General features: G+C 42.9%; 20 protein-coding genes and 1 pseudogene. 9 read left to right on the forward strand and 12 right to left on the reverse strand.

Annotated elements, in window-relative coordinates; all coding sequences use genetic code 11:
- The first annotated feature begins 526 nt into the window (after positions 1–526).
- Entirely contained in the window at positions 527–2,155 is a 1,629-nt protein-coding gene (locus O9323_RS06025; RefSeq protein ID WP_002752713.1) for a cation:proton antiporter, read from the forward strand.
- Here the strand turns inward: O9323_RS06025 and O9323_RS06030 are convergent.
- From O9323_RS06030 to O9323_RS06055, 6 genes are all read right to left on the reverse strand, one after another.
- On the reverse strand, positions 2,112–2,828 hold the full coding sequence (locus O9323_RS06030; protein WP_149107760.1) for a potassium channel family protein: 717 nt from the start codon (positions 2,826–2,828) through the stop codon (positions 2,112–2,114). The genes O9323_RS06025 and O9323_RS06030 overlap by 44 nt on opposite strands.
- 261 nt (positions 2,829–3,089) lie before the next feature.
- Positions 3,090–3,428 (reverse strand): toxin-antitoxin system TumE family protein, encoded by a 339-nt coding sequence (locus O9323_RS06035; RefSeq protein ID WP_238142021.1) that lies wholly within the window; start codon positions 3,426–3,428, stop codon positions 3,090–3,092.
- Between the two features lie 57 nt (positions 3,429–3,485).
- The gene (locus O9323_RS06040) at positions 3,486–3,788 is read right to left on the reverse strand and encodes a hypothetical protein (protein WP_002747587.1); all 303 of its coding nucleotides are present in this window, start codon (positions 3,786–3,788) and stop codon (positions 3,486–3,488) included.
- A gap of 115 nt (positions 3,789–3,903) precedes the next feature.
- Positions 3,904–4,311: a ferredoxin gene (locus O9323_RS06045; protein ID WP_002747586.1), complete on the reverse strand. Its 408-nt coding sequence runs from the start codon at positions 4,309–4,311 to the stop codon at positions 3,904–3,906.
- Positions 4,311–4,697: a DUF1257 domain-containing protein gene (locus O9323_RS06050; protein ID WP_288124824.1), complete on the reverse strand. Its 387-nt coding sequence runs from the start codon at positions 4,695–4,697 to the stop codon at positions 4,311–4,313. The genes O9323_RS06045 and O9323_RS06050 overlap by 1 nt, the downstream gene beginning before the upstream one ends.
- Positions 4,698–4,741: 44 nt before the next feature.
- Positions 4,742–4,957, reverse strand: coding sequence for a DUF2997 domain-containing protein (locus O9323_RS06055; protein WP_002752708.1), 216 nt, complete (start codon positions 4,955–4,957; stop codon positions 4,742–4,744).
- Positions 4,958–5,267: 310 nt separating this feature from the next.
- Here O9323_RS06055 and bioU point away from each other — a divergent pair, with 310 nt between their 5' ends.
- Complete coding sequence (bioU, locus tag O9323_RS06060) at positions 5,268–6,269, forward strand: (S)-8-amino-7-oxononanoate synthase BioU (RefSeq protein ID WP_024969126.1); 1,002 nt, start codon at positions 5,268–5,270, stop codon at positions 6,267–6,269.
- Here the strand turns inward: bioU and O9323_RS06065 are convergent.
- Positions 6,266–7,192 (reverse strand): RluA family pseudouridine synthase, encoded by a 927-nt coding sequence (locus tag O9323_RS06065; RefSeq protein ID WP_002734135.1) that lies wholly within the window; start codon positions 7,190–7,192, stop codon positions 6,266–6,268. The genes bioU and O9323_RS06065 overlap by 4 nt on opposite strands.
- A 301-nt stretch (positions 7,193–7,493) precedes the next feature.
- On the reverse strand, positions 7,494–7,835 hold the full coding sequence (locus O9323_RS06070) for a phage holin family protein (protein ID WP_002752706.1): 342 nt from the start codon (positions 7,833–7,835) through the stop codon (positions 7,494–7,496).
- Between the two features lie 295 nt (positions 7,836–8,130).
- On the opposite strand from O9323_RS06070, the gene O9323_RS06075 reads away from it, so the two are divergent.
- The 3 genes from O9323_RS06075 (at position 8,131) to O9323_RS06085 (ending at position 13,345) form a co-directional block, all read left to right on the forward strand.
- Positions 8,131–8,520: a DUF8738 domain-containing protein gene (locus O9323_RS06075; RefSeq protein ID WP_149107371.1), complete on the forward strand. Its 390-nt coding sequence runs from the start codon at positions 8,131–8,133 to the stop codon at positions 8,518–8,520.
- 300 nt (positions 8,521–8,820) lie between these two features.
- Complete coding sequence (locus O9323_RS06080) at positions 8,821–9,177, forward strand: iron-sulfur cluster assembly accessory protein (protein ID WP_002752704.1); 357 nt, start codon at positions 8,821–8,823, stop codon at positions 9,175–9,177.
- A gap of 175 nt (positions 9,178–9,352) precedes the next feature.
- On the forward strand, positions 9,353–13,345 hold the full coding sequence (locus tag O9323_RS06085; protein ID WP_288124826.1) for an Eco57I restriction-modification methylase domain-containing protein: 3,993 nt from the start codon (positions 9,353–9,355) through the stop codon (positions 13,343–13,345).
- A 77-nt stretch (positions 13,346–13,422) separates the two neighbouring features.
- Here the strand turns inward: O9323_RS06085 and O9323_RS06090 are convergent, their stop codons facing one another.
- Positions 13,423–13,884 carry a DUF29 domain-containing protein gene (locus O9323_RS06090; protein WP_288124827.1) on the reverse strand — a complete coding sequence of 154 codons (462 nt, stop codon included), beginning with the start codon at positions 13,882–13,884 and terminating at the stop codon, positions 13,423–13,425.
- A gap of 321 nt (positions 13,885–14,205) precedes the next feature.
- On the opposite strand from O9323_RS06090, the gene O9323_RS06095 reads away from it, so the two are divergent.
- Positions 14,206–14,421, forward strand: coding sequence for a type II toxin-antitoxin system HicB family antitoxin (locus O9323_RS06095; protein ID WP_288124828.1), 216 nt, complete (start codon positions 14,206–14,208; stop codon positions 14,419–14,421).
- Here O9323_RS06095 and O9323_RS06100 read toward each other — a convergent pair.
- Positions 14,364–15,317 carry a LysR substrate-binding domain-containing protein gene (locus tag O9323_RS06100; protein ID WP_288124829.1) on the reverse strand — a complete coding sequence of 318 codons (954 nt, stop codon included), beginning with the start codon at positions 15,315–15,317 and terminating at the stop codon, positions 14,364–14,366. The two genes, O9323_RS06095 and O9323_RS06100, sit on opposite strands and share 58 nt — an antisense overlap.
- 147 nt (positions 15,318–15,464) lie before the next feature.
- Between O9323_RS06100 and O9323_RS06105 the strand changes: the two genes are divergently transcribed.
- Both O9323_RS06105 and O9323_RS06110 read left to right on the forward strand, forming a co-directional pair.
- The gene (locus tag O9323_RS06105) at positions 15,465–16,148 is read left to right on the forward strand and encodes a cadmium resistance transporter (protein WP_016514555.1); all 684 of its coding nucleotides are present in this window, start codon (positions 15,465–15,467) and stop codon (positions 16,146–16,148) included.
- A gap of 132 nt (positions 16,149–16,280) precedes the next feature.
- A complete protein-coding gene (locus O9323_RS06110) occupies positions 16,281–16,715 on the forward strand; it encodes a YidH family protein (protein ID WP_002734854.1) in 435 nt (144 codons plus the stop codon).
- 10 nt (positions 16,716–16,725) lie between these two features.
- Here the strand turns inward: O9323_RS06110 and O9323_RS06115 are convergent, their stop codons facing one another.
- Entirely contained in the window at positions 16,726–17,523 is a 798-nt protein-coding gene (locus O9323_RS06115) for a sulfite exporter TauE/SafE family protein (RefSeq protein ID WP_024970193.1), read from the reverse strand.
- Between the two features lie 274 nt (positions 17,524–17,797).
- Between O9323_RS06115 and O9323_RS06120 the strand changes: the two genes are divergently transcribed.
- On the forward strand, positions 17,798–18,802 hold the full coding sequence (locus O9323_RS06120) for a sulfate/molybdate ABC transporter ATP-binding protein (RefSeq protein ID WP_002778122.1): 1,005 nt from the start codon (positions 17,798–17,800) through the stop codon (positions 18,800–18,802).
- Positions 18,803–18,898: 96 nt separating this feature from the next.
- Here O9323_RS06120 and O9323_RS06125 read toward each other — a convergent pair.
- Positions 18,899–19,018: pseudogene (locus O9323_RS06125) on the reverse strand (IS5/IS1182 family transposase); the annotation flags it as partial.

Here is a 19,018-nt window from a genome sequence, read left to right on the forward strand (position 1 = left end):
AATTAGATCAACGTTGTTAGGGAAAAAAGGGATAATTGGCGAAAGTGTTTGGTTTGGCTAAAAGGGAAAGTCTAGATTTAGCAATGGTTTCAAGGCAAGCTAGACCTTGAAAAGTCTAAAAAAGACCAGAAAAACCCACCATAGCATAATGCAAAATTATACCAGAATCGCTGGAAGTATTGCCACCTCGTAAATAAATAGAAATTATTCTCAATAAATTCTTGAGTAAAAATAAATATTACCAATTGTAAATTTAAATATTTTTAAGTATTGAAGATGTTTGTATATAAAATACTTATCATTTTGCCCCGATTGCCTCTAACTTTCCCCTCCCCACAGTAATCACCGGGTAAATAGAAAATTTCTCACTCTTTCTCCTAAAGATGAAGTACAAATTAATCCTTACTCATCAAGTATTTTAGCAACAATAACTAACCTCATCTTTCTGAGAAAGGCTCTAACTGCCATAACCTACCTTGTATTATGAACAATAGTCAAGTTCTTATATTCTCGGTAAAATCGTCTTATGAGGGGAGAATTATTAGTAGCCTGGGCAGCACAACAAAAATCCTTCGATAGCAATTCTGCTGTGAACAGCCAAACGGTGGGAGACATTCCTGAACTGGTTCTTGTCTTGATCCTGCTGCTCCTGATTGCCACTGCCGTTGCCCTAGTAACCCAGCGATTACGCATTTCCTATGTGGCAGGTTTAGTCTTAGCAGGATTACCGATTACCGATCTGTTATCTCGTCGTATTGGCTTAGATCCGTTTTTAGTGCTTAACCTTTTTCTGCCGATTCTGATTTTTGAAGCGGCGATTAATACCGATATCAGCCGTCTTCGCAGCACCTTTAAACCGATCGCACTGCTCGCAGGACCCGGCTCGGTTTTTTCTGCGGCGATTATTGCCGTTTTGGTAAAATTCGGGCTGGGGCTAGATTGGATTCCCGCCTTACTGGTGGGAGTGATTCTGGCAAACACCGATACTGTCTCGATGATTGCCGTCTTTAAAGAAATTCGGGTTCCCTCTAGACTCTCCACTATTGTGGAAGGGGAAACACTATTTAATGATGCAGCCGCACTCGTCACCTTCAATTTGCTCTTGGTGATTTACGCCACTGGAACCATCAGCACCACACAAGTCATCAAGGAAGTGTTGATCGTTGCTCTGGGTGGGGGATTAGTGGGTGCTGTCCTGGGCTATCTGTGTCTTCCCATCTATGTGCGCTTACGGGAGCCGCTGAGTAGCCTGTTACTTACGGTTGCACTTGCCTTGGGAGCTTTTCAACTCGGGCAGTTTTTGGGTGTATCGGGAGCGGTGGCGGTAGTTATTGCCGGACTTGTCTTTGGTAACTTGGGGCTGCCTCGCAGCGCCTCTGCATCCGATCGCATTACCCTGATCAGTTTTTGGGAATACGCCGGTTTTATCGTCAATACCTTTATTTTTCTGCTCATTGGCATTGAAATCAACCCCTTGACCCTATGGCAAACCTTGCCATCGATTGTGCTGGTCATTTTGGCTTATCAATTGGGGCGTATTCTGTCAGTGTATTCTTTACTATGGGTACTTCGCTGGATTGATCGACCGATCCCCTTGCGCTGGCAACATATTCTGATTTTGGGCAACATCAAGGGTTCCCTCTCCATGGCCCTAGCGGTTGCTATTCCTTTGACTCTAACAGGGAGGGAATTGATCATCGAGCTAGTCTTTGGCTCTGTGTTATTTTCTCTGGTTATCCAAGGATTAGCCTTACCCTGGTTAATTAAAAAGCTCAATATTAGTCAGGTTTCGGCAGTAACCCAGGAGATTGGCCAGTTGCAGCTGCAGTTGATCGCGTCGAAAGCGGCACAAGATGAGTTAGCCAATTTACTGAAATCCGGCGTTTTACCGAAAGCAGTTTACGAAGAACTGTGGGCATCTTATCAGGCAAAAGTGGCGGTATCGGAACGGCTGCTGCGGGATGCTTATAATCAGTCTCGATCGGGGCAAATGGAGCCTAACAACAGTCAGTTAGATGCCATTCGACGACGATTGTTCCTCGCTGAGAAAGCAGCCTTGAGCGATGCACTTCGCAAACGCATTGTACCGGAAGACTTGGTACAATCCTACGTTAAAGGTTTGGATGAGAAACTTCTATCGTTGGACGATGATTAGTTTGAATGCCGAGGTAATCGATCATAGGTTTGACGAATTCCGGACGAGTGACCACCAGAATAGTTGAGTCTGCTTCTAGGACGGTATTGCCGTTGGGAATCTCTAAACTGGCAGAAGGGTGACACTGATAGCCAATAATCAGCGAACCGGTCGGAAAGTTGGCATCTTGAGCAATTTGGGCAACGGTACGCCCAGCTACATAACAATCCTTGGGGACGGGCAGCTTTAGCACCTCCACTTGTCCCTGTTCAAAGTGCATCATCGATTCTACTTCGGGGTATTCGATCGCATTGGCCATGGTGACAACAGCTAAATCAATCGTGCTGATGATGTGACTAGCTCTAGCAAGACGATAGGCCTCGAGAAATTCGCGATCGCACATTCTCACCACAATATGGGAAATGCCATAACTTCTGGACAAGGTAACTAGGGCTAGATTCATCGCATCGTCCCTCAGTGCGGCAACAACCGCGTTAGCTTGTCGAATCCCCGCCTCTAGCAGAACTTTCGTACTGACAGCACTCCCCTCAAAGGCCATGACACCGATTTTTTCCCGGGCAAACCGACAAGCTAAAGGGTCCACATCAACGATGGCGACGGTGTGTCCCAAGTCTAAAAGTTGTTGGGCTAAACCTAGCCCCATCATTCCCGCCCCACCAATTAAAACGTACATAGCGGCTCTTTACTTAACAAAATACTACCCAATTAAGTGGTTTCAATTAGATTATAACCAGCTACTTACCCCAAAAATCTCCACAGACAACATCAAATAAATTTATTTTTATCAATTCAAATACAAGAAAAAACAACTCTCTTGATTCTCAATCGATCAATATTTCGGGAAATAGTCAGGTATTTATCCTCCAATCGGATAATTCTCGCAACTTGCTCAGGATTTGGCGAGTTATAGGAGTTGGTTTCGCTCTAGGACGCGTTATGTTGACAAAATCTCGATCTCGCGCTCGATTACGGTGATAATTTGTAAAATATTTCTAGATTCGCCAGGTTGAACGTTTAACTCATCTCCTACATGGACATGATCGGGAAAATTCGGTAAATCGGGAAAATGTTCCACGTTATCCCAGCGTTTTCTTAACTTCTGTTTGCTTGCGTCCATCCATTGATAGCGATAGCTTATCGTAACGATGCGTTGATCGATCGAGGTAAAAGCCTCCGCAATTTCTAAAAAATCTCCGTTCGTTAAAAGGACTCTCGCTCGGAAATAGCCTCGATCGAATAAAATTCTTTCATCGACAATCGTGAAAGAGTTCACAATCGAACTCTCAGATAATTTCCGTTTAACCTTGCGAATATAATCGGCTATCTCCATCTAATTTGATCGTAAACTTATCTCTTTTCTAGCTGCCAATAGCATTTCATAATAAACATTCCACTCGAAATAATCGATAGCGTCCCCTAGCTCACCAGAACGAAATCTAGGAGAGAATTCTTCCGAACTCATGCGATATTGATTTTCGTATTGCTTGACACGGGTTTCTAAATCCAAAATTTGAGCGTTAATCTGCAAATTTTCCCGTTGTTCGCTCTCAATTTTCCGATTCAGTAACTCTCTTTCTTCCTCGGAGAGAGAGAGAATAATTCGCGCGAGAGAATCAATCAGTTGGGTGTTCATTGTCGTTAAAATCCGAGATAGGATTATTTCCCCTGAGAACTGTAGCAGATTCGATCGAGAACCGCTGCCATGACTTCTAGGAAATAATAGGTGGATGAGGCTGTACCTATCCACCCTAGATATCTAAATCTGCGGGGCTAAATTTCTTGTGAATCTGAGGAAAACCTAACTGTTTAATCACTTGATGTTTGCGTTCTTCCTCAAGAGATGACAACTGATTATAATTAACCCAGTGAATACAGTTAACCGGACAAGTCTCGATCGCTTCTTGAATAATTTCTTCTTCGTCACCGTCCTGATTATAGACACGAGAGCGACCGTATTCGCCTTCAATAAAAAAGGTATTGGGGGCAACGTGGGCGCAGTGTTTACAACCAATACAAGTGACCTCATCGACGTAAACCGCTTTCTGGCGCAGTAAACCGCCCAATTCGGGTTCAAAACCGGTGCGATCAGGGGAATCTCTTAGGAATCCCCCTAACTCTGGTTCAAAACCAGAGCGTTCGGGAGAAAAATCAGCCATTAGGCACTCCAACGTTGTACCACTAGACGAATAGAACCATCAGTATTTTTTTCCTGTGCTGCCACCTGAAAACCCTGTTTAGCAGTTTCTGCCAGAATGGTGTGGTAGGCATAACCTTGATTTACTTTTCTTAAAAATCCCTCTACGGTTAGAGGTTGTTGCCAGTATTGTAAATCGGCAACTAACTCGTACTCGTTGCCATTCCAGCGAAAACCGATATCGTAATTGTTATCTTGCTCGATTACCACCTCTGCGTTTAAAGTTTGACCTTGATAACCTTTGACGGGGTGGGAACCCTCTTTCCATTCCATCCCCATATCGCTCAGGGCGGCTTTTAGGTAGGATAGATCGCGGATTTTGGTTTTGATATTGCTAAAGTGTGACATGGCTTTTCAGTGGCTTAAATAAAGGGATTGGGAAAAATGAAAAATTACCAGTCGCTAAAAGTGGCTGCGTTGCTGACTTTCTCTGACTGGCTGACGGTTTGATGGTAATAATCCGAGGTTTTCTCTTGAGACATCAGCTGCCCGAGTTGTGCCTCGATCGCCGCCGTCACCTCTTGACAAGATGAACCGACTATGCCTGTCACCTTTTCCATGACGCGACCATCGGGATAGATGATAAACTCTAGGCTTTCCATGCTCATAGGTCTTCTCGGCGTAATCTGGGGTTTGCAAAGCTCCCTATCGTTTTAATTTACGATAGTTTGCTAATCGTAGCAATCTGGTTAAAATTTTAGCAAAACTTTATATTACGTCACCTAACCACTTTCATTTTTTGTAAGTTTCGCGTAACTTTTCTTTATCGTCAACGGCGAACCTATCCCCGGAGGGCATAATTTAACAAAACTACACAAAAAAGACGACCTGAAGCGATAAATTGAAAATAAAGGAGATGCAACGGCGAACCACGACCGCCGAGATCATAGAATTTTGTCTATAGGAATCAGAACAAATATGAATAAACAAATAGCCAGCGATCGCCTTCGGATCGGTGTTTTAGGTTTTGGTGGTTTGGGACAGGCTGCCGCTAGAATTCTCGCCCCCAAACAGGAAATGCTCTGGACTGCCGCCGCCGATAAAGCCGGTTTTGCATACCACAAAGACGGTCTAGATGTCAATACCTGTAACAAAATTTATCATGACCGGGGTTCGATCGGTTATCTGGAAAATTACGGCAGTCTCAGCCAGAACAGTATCGAGGAATTAATCAAAACTGCCGACGTAGAGGGCTATTTTCTCGCCTTACCGAATTTACCTAACAATTTCATGGCCGATATCGCTAAAACTTTCATTCGCTTAGGTTGGCGCGGGGTTTTAGTCGATGCTCTCAAACGTACCAGCGCCATGGCACAAATCTTAGCACTACAAGCAGACCTAGAAGCCGCCGGCATCACCTACATGACCGGCTGCGGTGCTACCCCCGGACTGTTAACTGCGGCCGCTGCCCTAGCTGCCCAGAGTTATGCAGAGATTCATAGCGTTAAAATTACCTTTGGCGTGGGAATTGCCAACTGGGAGGCTTATCGTGCCACTATTCGCGAAGATATCGCCCATTTACCCGGTTACAACCCAGAAACAGCCCACCAGATGAGTGACGCAGAAGTGGAAATGCTGTTAAATAAAACCAATGGCATTCTTAGCCTCGAAAATATGGAACACGCGGACGATATTATGCTGGAATTGGCTGGAATTTGTGGACGCGATCGCGTTTCCGTCGGGGGTGTGGTGGATACGCGCAACCCGAAAAAGCCTTTAAGTACCAATGTTAAGGTCACGGGGCGGACTTTTGAAGGCAAAATTTCCACCCATACCTTCACTTTAGGTGATGAAACCAGTATGGCGGCCAATGTCTGTGGGCCAGCTTTCGGTTATCTGAAAGCGGGGGTTTCCCTGCATCGTCGCGGTATCTACGGATTATGGACAGCAGCGGAGATTATGCCGCAATTTGTGCGCTAGGGGTTTCTCTGGCGTAAAATAGCTAAAACTTTCGGGAAAATAGCGGGTAAGGGAGCGATCGCTTCTAGGCTCTCCCCCGTGACCGGATGTATTAAGATTAAACGATAGGCGTGGAGTAATTGTCCGGGTAGATTAATTCCGATGGAACGACCGGAACTATAGAGGGGATCCCCAAGAATCGGATGACCGATGTGGCTGCTATGAACGCGAATTTGATGAGTTCTGCCAGTTTCTAGGCGAAATTCCATTAAGGTGTAGTTGCCTAGTCTTTCTTTGACTTGCCAGTGAGTGACGGCATTTCTACCTCCTTTTTCCACGGCAATAATAGCCATCTTTTGGCGATCGCTACGGTGACGACCGATCGGCAGATCAATTGTACCTGTTTCGCTTTTGGGGACACCGTGGACAAGGGCCATGTATTCCCGGCGTGCAGTTTTGGTTTTTAATTGTGCCTGTAGGTGTTGATGGGCCTGGTCGGTTTTGGCAATAACGATCGCACCCGTGGTATCCTTATCTAAGCGGTGGACTATGCCGGGGCGTTGAATTCCACCAATTCCAGCTAAATTTGGGCAGTGATGCAGTAAAGCGTTGACCAAGGTTCCCGATTCGTGACCGGGGGCCGGATGAACCACTAAATCGGCAGGTTTATTGATAATAATCAGATATTCGTCTTCGTAAAGAATATCAAGCTCGATCGCCTCGGCGCTTAATTCGAGGGGTTGACTGTCGGGAATGGTAATCTTTAAGCGATCGCCTTGACCAACTTTAGTATTTTTATTAGTGCAAATTTGACCGTTTAACTGTATATATCCCTGTTCTATCAGTTTTTGCAGCCTCGATCTCGATAAATCGGGCAATTGTGACCCCATCCAAGCATCTAAACGTTCTTTTTTTCCCGCAACTTCTAAGTTTAATTGGTTCATCGATTTTTAGTGATCAGGGTGTAAGGTTTAGGAGAATCGAGAAAAACTGACTTGAGATTATTTAAACTTAGCTCAACAATTCCAGTTATTTTAACAGTAATTGAACTTGCTCTGGCTGCTTGAGATAGGAATCTTGGGATTAAATTTTCCTGATTTTTAACGACAAAAGCCAAAGCAAATCAGTAGAGATTTACTCATACCCAAAAAAATAGAGAGACGTTGATTATAGCAACGTCTCTAGATCAGAAATTAATCAATCAGAGTAAGCCAAGCTGTTTTAAACAAGCGAATTTTGCCCACTTTAGTCAACAAAAAAACCATTTAAAACTCCTGAAATGATCGAAACCACGATCGAACCGAATAAAGCCGCAAAAAATGATTTTACCTCAAAGCCACGGATAAAATAGGAGGCTAAAGAAAAGGAAATGGCATTGACCACAAAAATAAATAACCCTAGGGTCAAAATAGTTAAAGGCAGGGTAAAAAGAATCAACAGGGGTCTAATAATAGCATTAATTAAACCCAAAGCGACAGCAGCTATCAAAGCCACGGTAAAATCTTTAATTTCTATACCTGGTACTATTCGCGCTGTAATCAATAAAGAGACGGCGGTAATCAACCAACGGAGGAAAAAAGATAACATAAGTCCATCCATCTAAGATAGTTCATCCTCATCTATTCTAATCGCCATCGCCCCTTAAAAAGACGGAAGTTTTCAGGAGATGACAACGAAAACCGAGAGTGACTGCTGCTTCTACTCGAAAACCAGAGCGGGAACATAAGTAGCTGGTTATAATTAAATTAAAAATGGATTTTAGGTTCGATCCCCCCTGCCCCCCTTGATAAGGGGGGTGCCGATAGGCGGGGGGATCTGACACTGACAATAAACAGGAAAATTTGCTCAGACTATCACCCCCTGGAAAGAGACAGCACTAAATATGATATCTAGAAAAAATTTTAGCCAAAGCCAGCAAGTACCAATCGGTAAAACGAGAATTATTCAGGGAGCAACTGGCACTTTAATGCTAATGACTCTGCTTTCTCTCCTCTTAGCACCACCCAGTTTAGCATCTCCTGAGCCACCTAATTCGGTCATCGCCGCTACCCGTCAAGATTTGAGTCGGAAAACCAAGATATCGGTTAATCGCTTACAAATCCAAGCATCACAACCAAAAACCTGGCCCGATGGTTGTTTAGGATTAGCTAAACCGGGAGAATTCTGTACTCAAGCACTGGTGCAAGGATGGCGAATTATTCTGACTGATAAGCAAAAAACTTGGGTTTATCGCACCGATAGCAGCGGCACTAATCTCCGCTTAGAAAAGTGAATTTCTTTGGCTCTTTTCCGGCTGCTTTTTCGGCATCCCCAAGGCAGCGCTGTCCTGTCCGTTGGGTGATGAAAATCGGCTGAGAATGGCTCTAGGGTTTGTTTCAAGAATCTAGTCGTCTCTGGCAACGCTATTTAATTAATAATCCCAGTTTTTTGCTTTTTTTGCCCTATAACTCCTGCGAGGCTGGGAAAAGTACACAGTAATCCAGTCAACAGTCCTCAACTATCGTTAAGATGGATAGGAGAAGGTAAAGTTTTATATGTCCCCTTCAACTGCGTTTAGGAGTTCCTGCTAAAGATGACACAAGCTACTCAGATTCAAGGAAAAGGAATTTTACTCAGTGAGGCTGCCCTCAAACACCTTACCACGCTCAAAGAGCAACAGGGCAAGGATTTATGTCTGCGCGTGGGTGTGCGTCAAGGTGGTTGTTCGGGAATGTCCTATATGATGGATTTTGAGCATCCTAGCAATATTGCCCCCCAAGATGAGGTTTTCGATTACGATGGCTTTAAAATTGTCTCTGATAAAAAAAGTCTGCTCTATCTCTACGGTCTCATGTTAGATTACAGCAACGCGATGATCGGCGGTGGTTTCCAATTCACTAATCCCAACGCCAGTCAAACCTGTGGCTGTGGTAAGTCTTTTGGCGTTTAATTATTTCTCTGGGGTGATACCTTTCACCCCCGCCTCCCAGAGGCAATTTTTTTTTGGCCAAAACTCTTGACAAAATCGGAGACTTGACATATACTTTTTATATAATGGGAATCCGTGCCTGCCTGCGAACCCTTCATTTTTAGGCTAGATACCCTCAATGTTAGGATAATCGGCCATGTCAGGACAAACGGGCAATAAACCACTTTTTTCTCAACACTATCTTGAGCATCGGCTGCCGGATTCTGGGGAATGGCAAGAGGATGTATCCGTGGCATTTTCCCGCTTAGAGAGTCTTTATCAACAAAAAAAGGCGATTTTGCCGACTCTTAACGAAGCGCAAACGGAAGCAGAATTAATACAACCGATTCTAGAAATTCTCGGTTTTAGTTATATACCGCAGGTAAGCAGTAGGGGAAAAGGAAGGTCAGAAAGGCCAGATTATGCCCTATTTGCCACAGAAAATGACCGTTATCAAGCCTATGCTCTCCAGAATAATGAAAAAGCCTTTTATAGTCAAGTTTTAGCGATCGCTGAGGCCAAATACTGGCAACGTTCTCTTAGTGACGTTTCTAAGAATGATCAGCGAGATATCTGGAAAAATAGTAATCCTTCCTTTCAGATCACCAATTATCTCACGGGGACGGGAGTAGATTGGGGTATTCTCACTAATGGTCGAGAATGGCGCTTATATTATCGTCAAGCGTCCTCCACAGCCACGGAATTTTATCTAGTGGACTTGATGGAACTATTAGAAGGGGGAGACCGGCAAAAATTTCCGTATTTCTGGTTATTTTTCCGTCAAGAGGCTTTTATTAAGGATATTCACGGTCAGAATTTCCTTGAACGGGTGCGGGAGGAGAGTACCACCTATGCCACCAGAGTGGGTAACGAGTTAAAAGAGTTAGTCTTCGATCGCATTTTTCCCGATATTTCTCAAGGTTTTGTATCATTAAATACAGACATACAGCCAGATTTATTGTACGAGGCGAGTTTATCCCTGCTGTATAAATTATTATTTCTGCTCTACGCAGAAGCGCGGGATTTGCTGCCGGTGAGGGGAGACTATCGCGATTACAGCTTATTGCAAAAGACGCGAGAAATTGCCGTTAAAATCGATCGTCAGCAGGTCTTTAGTGGCACCTCGACGGGAATATACGATGCTCTCCTCAGTTTATTTCGCATTGTCGATCGAGGGGATGCTAATTTAGCCGTACCTCGTTACAACGGGGGTTTATTTGATATGGAAGAAGGCCGGGTGAATTGTTTTCTCGGTCAATACAAGTTATCCGATGCGGTTTTAGCGCCCATTTTAGACAAGTTAGCACGTTTTGAGGGACAGCCGATCGACTATAGTTTTTTAGGTGTGCGACAGTTAGGATCAATTTACGAAGGATTACTGGAATATCGCATCGTGATTGAGGGGGAATCGGTGCATCTGGAAAATGATCGGGGAGAAAGAAAAGCCACCGGTTCCTATTACACTCCCGATTATATTGTTAAATATATTGTCAGTCATACCCTCAAACCAATTTTAGAGCAAAGAGCGCGACAGTTCGGGGATGTGATGACAGAAATCGCCACCCGAAGACAAGAAAGCAGCGATAGACGTTTAGGAAATCTCAGTCAGCAGGGATTAGAAAAAGAGCTACAACGCTTAGAAAAAAAAGCGATCACCACCTTACTTGATCTTAAACTCTGTGACCCCGCCATGGGAAGCGGACATTTTTTAGTAGAAGCAGTGGACTATCTCACCGATGAGTTAATCCAGATTCTCAATCTTTATCCCGAAGATAATCCCGTTTTAACCATGTTGGAAACCACCCGACAAAACATTATCGACAATCTCCGACAACAGGGAATTATTCTCGATTCTCCCACCCTTGAACCAACGCAATTATTACAGAGAGTGGTGATGAAGCGCTGTATTTATGGGGTGGATATCAATCCGATGGCCGTAGAATTGGCCAAAGTTAGTCTCTGGTTACATTCTTTCACAGTGGGCGCACCTTTGAGTTTTTTGGATCATCATTTACGTTGTGGTAATTCTCTGATCGGAACTACCGCCAAGGCCGCAGAAGCAGCTATGATCGAGGAAGAAAGTGGTCAATTAACTCTTTTAACTGGCCCTTTTGTCGGGTTACTTCGGGCCGCGGAAATTATGCGGGGAATTAGTACCCTCAGCGATGCGACTTTTGCTGAAGTGGAAGCAAGCGAACAGTTATTCCGTGATTTTGATAGTCAAGCTAAACCCTACAAGCGTTTATTAGATGTTTTCCTTTCTCGCTTTTTTGGGGTTAAAACTGCTATCGAGTTTCTGCAGCGCTACGGTGGCAATATATCGGCAATTAATTGGGATAAGTTACCCCGATCAGATCAAGGAATTTTAGACCAAGCAGCTAGTTTATATAAAAGTAAGTGTTTTTTTCATTGGGATCTGGAATTTCCCGAAGTTTTTATCGATCTTGATTCCGCTTCTTGGAAAGATAACCCCGGTTTTGATGCAGTTATCGGTAATCCTCCCTACGTTCGACAAGAAGGATTAAAAGAGATTAAACCTTTTCTAAAAGAAAATTATCAATCTTTTCATGGAGTTGCCGATTTATACGTTTATTTTGTCGAAATGGGGTTACTATCCTTACAGCAAGGAGGTCACTTGGGTTTGATTATATCCAATAAATTTATGCGTGCTAATTATGGAACGAAATTAAGACAATTTCTAACCCAGCAAACAACTATAAAAGAAATTATCGATTTTGGAGAATTGCCTGTTTTTTCGGAAGCGGCAACTTTTCCATCTATTCTACTGATTGAAAATAATATTGTAGGTCAACAAAATGTTTTAGTATCAAAGATTAAGTCTCTCAAATTCAATAGTTTAATTGATGTGATTAATGATCTATCATATTATGTATGTGAAAATAGTTTGTCCGTGGAAGGTTGGTCGTTAGCTAAAAATCAGATTGCTACAATTGTCGAAAAATTACAAAAAAAAGCTGTTTTTCTCAGTGAATATGTAAACAATCAGATTTATCTAGGAATTAAAACAGGATGTAACGAAGCATTTGTGATTGACAAAAATATCAAAGAATATTTAGTAAAAACCGACCCAAACAATCAACAATTTATCAAGTCTTTAATAGTAGGAGATGATTTAAGGAAATATGAAATCAAGAATCGGGACTTATATTTATTATTGATTCCCTCGGGATGGACAAAACAAAAAATAGATACAGATCAGGAAAAATTGGCTTGGAATTATCTTTCTTCATTATACCCTTCTCTCACTAAACATCTTGAGGGTTTTGCAGAAAAAGCTAGAAAACGATGTGATCAAGGACAGTTTTGGTGGGAATTAAGACCTTGCACTTATTACGATATTTTTGAAAAACCTAAAATCATATATCCAGATATTGCTAAAGAATCGCGCTTTACTTTAGATAATAATGGCTTTTACTCAATCAATACTACCTATTTAATTCCTAGCCAAAGTTATTATTTACTAGCTCTTTTAAATTCCCGCTTAATTTTCTTTTATATGTCTCAAAACAGTGCTGTATTGGGGGATACAGAGAAGCAAGGTAGATTAAGATTTTTTGGTCAATACATGGAGAATATCCCCATCCGAAAAATATCTTTTAGCACCAATAGCGATCGCCGTCAACATTGTTTAGAGAAACTTATCAAAAGTTATCAAGAAAAGCAAGAGATATTAAAGGAAATCGAGGAGCATATTAGGAGAGAAGAAACCGATATAGTTCATGATATTCTGGCCTACTTAGCAGAACAGATGATCGAGATCAATCGGGAAAAACAAAAAGAAATCAAAAGCTTTTTGAGATATTTAGAGAGAATAATCGGCAGTGCGATCGATAATTTAACCAACAAATCAAAAATCCAAAACTATCTCGGTGACTATCAAAAAAGCGAACCTCATCTTAGCTTGGATCAACTGTGGGAGATACTGAAAAAGAACAAAAAGAAAATTACCGTTAACTTGCTAGATCGTCAAATACAGGAAACCTTAGAAAAAGAATATCAAACCAGTCTCGATAAACTTTTGCCCCTAAAACAACAATTAAGCGCCACCGATGAATTAATCGATCTAATTGTTTATAAACTCTATGGATTAAGCGAGGAAGAAATTAAAATTATTGAAGGGAGAGAGTGAAAAAAAGAATCAGCTGCCCGCGTATTTAAATTACTTGTTGAGATACAATACCCGTCGAGGCGTTATAACCGTTAAATTTACGACCAATCCTGACTCGTATCGCAGAGGAAATGGTCGGCCATGATGTTCTCGAAGGTGAAGGGACAGTGAGAGGGAAAAGTCCGTATCGGTAAATCCGTCTCGCGTAAAGCCAAATCCACTCCGGCCTCGAAAGCATCGGATAAAGCCGTCGGTATCCGGGATTTTAAACTAGGATTGCCCTCTAGATGCCGTCTGATCCCTCGTCTCTGTTCTCTAATCGTCAAAAACCAGCTGCGAGAACGTTTATCTGGCTGATATTCCCATTTGAGAAGATGTCCTACCAAAACGGTTAGACGGCTCACCAGTTCTCGATATTCTTGTTTACCCAAGGAAATGATTTCCTCCCGTAAGTTTTGCCAGTCCAGAGCTTCTACCTGTCGGTTGGCTAGAGCTTTCGCTTGTAGCTCTGTCCACCCGTAGAAGTCGGATTCATACAGGGAATTGGCTCGATCTTTCATATTGGAACTTTACCTAAAATGTCGGCTGGAAGGAACCCTAGAGATGAAAGGTTCCGCCAGTATAGAACAGCGAAGCACGGTTTTACAAGTAAAGGGTTCAAACCAATCCTATTGATAGATTTAATAATACCGTAGAGAGTCTTCCTTTTTCTAAAAATACTGATATAATACGAAAACAAGTTACTGAACCTTACTCAATAAACAAAAAGCAACAGCGAGTTCTGAATGCAATTCAGACAAGGATATACGCCTCTTTTTAGAAAATGCTAATATCATTTAATTGCCTCAATTATTGATTATTTATTGAGAGAAACAAAAACTATGTACACCACAACTTATAAAGGATATACAGGTAAATTTGAAATTGACTTTGACGATAATCTGATCTCTGGAATCGTCATTGACATTAAAGATGTGATTACTTTTCACAGCAAAACTATTGAAGAAGCTGTACAGTGTTTTCATGAATCTGTTGATGACTATCTAGAATTTTGCCAAGAATTAGGAGAGGAACCCAACATCTGCTCAAAAACTTGACAGATGCGGGGTTGAAAGCGCTGACGGTGTTTTATTTTTAAAAAAGGGCGCATAAATTCGAGATAGCGAGGGGATAAACCGGAAGTATCGATGACTCGAATCGATCGCAATGTGCCTAATTCTAATTCCTTTTGAACCATCAATTCGGAAATGCCGGCAGCTGCCGAACTATTCTCGATGATTGCTTTCACCATTTCCCCCGTATTTAACAGCAAAGTTACCTTTAATGTGCGTAAATCGATACCCCAATTCCGTAGCGCTTCCTCGAATCTTTGTTGAGTTCCCGATCCCGATTCTCGCATTACCCAAGGGGTTTCGACTAATTCTGGTAATTCGATCGCTTCTCTTTTATACCAGGGATGAGAACGTCCGACAATAATTAATAGGCGATCGCTGCCGACGATCTCCTGTTCTAAACAATTTGTTAAATCACTCTTGACTTCTCCCTCGATTAATGCTAAGTCAAAACGTCCGTTAGCCGTACCCAGACAGATTTCTTCCGTATTAGCTAGGGTGCAGTTGATCTTAATTGCCGGATAGCGCTCCTGAAAATCGCTAATTTTTGCCGGCAGCCAATAGTTACCAATAGTCAAACTCGATCCTAATTGTAGTTCTCCCCGTTGCAAGTCGTTAAATTCCGCCAATCCCCTTTCTGTCAAAGTTACCTGGGTAAGAATGCGTTGCGCTTCTAATTGCAGTAAACGTCCTGTTTCCGTGATCTCGATATGACGACCGACGCGATGGAATAATTTCACCCCGTATTCACTTTCTAGGGAGGCAATGGCGGCACTGACGGCCGGTTGGGTGATATATAAAGCTTCTGCTGCTTTGGTGAAGTGGAGATGTTCGGCAGTCGCGAGAAAGATTTCCAGTTGATCTAGGGTCATTCTGGCCATGGCAAGGAGTTTTTCCGTCTCTATTGGTCTTTCCATCATTTTAATTTATTAAATCAACAAGAAAGAATATTTGATTTTATTAATAGCTCTTTCTAGAGTGGAAGTAGGGCGATCGAGACCAGAAGAGCCGATTAAGAAAAAAATCCTATGACTACCATGATTACTGCCATATCCACAGCAATAGCGGCCTTTATTGCCACCAATCTCGATGACATCCTGATTTTGACGATTCTTTTTACCCAGGTCAATAAACTTTTTCGCCGTCGTCATATCGTTATCGGTCAGTATTTAGGCTTTATCCTGCTGATTTTGGCGAGTTTAACTGGCTTTTTCGGGAGTTTCTTGATTCCGGCTCAGTGGATTCGTTTTCTCGGTCTGTTGCCTGTGATTTTCGGGATTCGGAGTCTCTGGCAGCGAGAAGAAACCGAGACGGATAATAATATCGAGGTGGTCGTAGGATCGGCACCTTCTTCTCCTTTGCTGGCCTGGTTTTCCCCTCAAACCGGCGCTGTGGCGGCAATTACCATCGCCAATGGTAGTGATAATATCGGCATTTATCTGCCGCTGTTCGCTAGTAATACCTGGCAAAATTTAGTCACTATCGTCAGCGTTTTTCTGATCTTGGTGGGTGTTTGGTGTTTTACTGCTCATCAGTTGACTAAATTACCGGCGATCGCTAATTTAATTACCAGTCACGGCAGCCACTTTGTCCCCTGTGTACTGATCGGTTTGGGTGTATTTATAATCAAGGAAAGTCTTCCCCTCGCTTTCTTGGCCCTATCCTTAAGCTATGGATGGGCGCTTTTCCAGCAGCAAGCAGAATCTATTTAATTTTTGATTCAATACAAATACATTTAAAAAGAGATTTTAGATTTTTTCCATACCATCTATAACTCAAGTGCCATAGAATAACATCATCTTCTCAAGTGCTCCCCTTGAAACGGACCCCCAGTCATCTCGATCATGTTATTTTTTCTCAAATCACCAGTGACGGAAAGCAAGACCAGCATTAAACCGAAAAAAGTCAATCCCAATCGAGTCCGCGATCATCTGGCCAATGAACGCACCTATCTGTCTTGGATGCGAACGGCGATCGCATTAATGGGTTTTGGTATGGTTATCCTGCGTTTACGGGCCTTTCATCCTCCTCTGGTTCCCCGGCCCGGTTATGGCTGGAAATTAGGCTTAATGTTTGCTTTAGTGGGTTTATTGACCGTATTTTTGACCACAGCCCATTATTTTACAGTCAGACGAGATATAGATGAAGATACCTACGAACCAGCCGATCGATGGGTGGTACTATTTAGTTTAGCGATCGTTATTCTCGGTGCGGGAATTATCTATTTTGTCGCCACCAGTCCCGATCTGTTGATCGGTAGTATGATGACTTTCGAGTAAACTCTGGGGATTAGGTGGGTTGGAGTAAGCGCCAACTGACCGTGACTAGAACCGTATAAAGCAGTATTTTTAGGGCATTTTTGGGCAAATATTCCGATAATCTTGCTCCCACTACCACCCCCGGTATCCCACCTAACCAGATGGGAAGTACCAGATTCCAATCTACCGTTCCTAATCCCAGATGACCGATGGAAGTACAGGTTAAGAGGATGGACGCTTGCGATAGATCTGTACCGACTAATTTGCGAGAATCAAGGTGAAAAAAGGTTATCAAGACCAATGCAAACAAGGAACCACTGGAAATACTGGTTAAACCGACCAAATAGCCTAAAACTGCCCCTAATATCGTTGTTTTTATCTGACCGGAGCGAGTGGTTAAATCTAATTTTGGCCAGGACCAAGGGGACAAATCGGGAAAAAACAAGGAGATTAGTAGTTCTAGGGCCGCTAGGACGGTTACGATCATCAAGACAAGACCGATGATATGGGGCAACCATTGATCGAGATTGAGGGAGCTATTCTGCTGAAAATAGCGAAAACCGACTAATCCTAACAGAGAACCGGGTACACTGCCAATTACTAGCCATTTTACCACTTCTAATTCGATCGTTTGCTGTTGCCAGTGACGAACAGTGCCGACCACTTTCATCAACCCGGCCGCTACCACATCGGAACCCACTGCGGTGGTAGCGGGAACCTGAAATACAAAGATCAATAGGGGTGTAATCAAGGATGAACCACCAATTCCCGTTAATCCCACGATAATTCCGATAAAAAAGCTAAATATTGCCAATAAAGAATAGTCCATTTTTGCCTCAGTCGTCTCTCTTCTCTAGTGCGTTTCTGGTCGTTAATGGACAAAATTAGTTAATTAAGCCTTTAAAAAAGTAAAAAACAGTAATAGTAAGCTTTTATCGCTGTTTAATCTTTTTAGTCTCCGTTTATAACCAGTAATCTCCCGAATCGAAACTTAATTTTCTTGCTATCTTGTAAAATGTAATTGTATTTTAATACGACTGCGATTAAATCATGGTTAAAATACGGTCAAACCCTATACATTTTTTGCCAGAGGATTAGCCACCGTGAGTATCATCATCGAGCAAGTATCGAAAAAATTCGGCACCTTTACCGCTTTAGACAACATCAATCTAGAGATCAAATCGAATCGTCTGGTGGCACTGCTGGGGCCGTCTGGTTCAGGAAAAACTACTCTCCTGAGAGCGATCGCAGGATTAGAACCCCCCGACACAGGCAAAATTATCATCAACGGCAAAGACACAACCCATTTAAACGTCAGAAAAAGGAATATTGGCTTTGTTTTTCAGCATTATGCGCTTTTTAAACACCTGACGGTGCGTCAGAATATCGCTTTCGGTTTAAATATTCGCAAAGCTACCCCGAACTACATTCAAAAACGAGTGGACAATCTCTTGAGTTTAATTCAATTGCAGGGATTAGGCGATCGCTATCCGGCCCAACTATCCGGGGGTCAACGTCAACGGGTTGCCCTGGCCCGGGCCTTAGCGGTGGAACCGGAAGTATTATTATTAGATGAGCCTTTTGGGGCCCTGGATGCCAAAGTTAGAAAAGAGCTACGGATTTGGTTGCGACAGTTACACGAGGAAGTCCATGTCACCAGTGTTTTCGTCACCCACGACCAAGAGGAAGCCATGGAAGTGGCCGACGAGATCGTAATTTTCAATGAGGGTAAAATCGAACAGGTGGGAACTCCCGATCAGGTGTACGATCATCCTGCCTCTGCTTTTGTGATGAGTTTTATCGGCCGGGTGAATGTTGTACCACCAACCTCGGCTGCACTGTTCGAGCAGCTTGGGGGGGGTACTAACGGAGTCAAGATTTTCATTCGTCCCCACGACCTGGAAATTCTCTCTTCTCCCAATGGGTCTAGCATTGAGGCAAAAGTCGAGCGCATTATCCATCTGGGTTGGGCCATCGATGTGGAATTAATTCTACCGGATCGCTCTCTCCTGATTGCCCATCTGAATCGAGAACAACTGGCTCAACTGCACCTCAAGGTCGGGGAGCAAGTTTATGTTCGTCCTCGGGATGCTCGCGTTTTTGCTTAAAAGTCACCCTTATTGTTAGCACCTGACTCGAATAAAATCGTCAACATTAAAGGTCCTAATAGGTGTAGGGTCATGAATAGACCTCCTGCAAAAGTCTTATTCAGCTACTTGATTATAGCCTAAAGCAAGTTCGTAGTTGTAAATGCCAGCGATTAAATTAAATCTCAGACCAAAACGTCGTCTCCGATTCCTGTATCTTGATGATAAAATTCTAAA

It is taken from the genome of Microcystis sp. LE19-131.1A (genome assembly GCF_027532015.1).
GTDB classification, from domain to species: domain Bacteria; phylum Cyanobacteriota; class Cyanobacteriia; order Cyanobacteriales; family Microcystaceae; genus Microcystis; species Microcystis ichthyoblabe_A.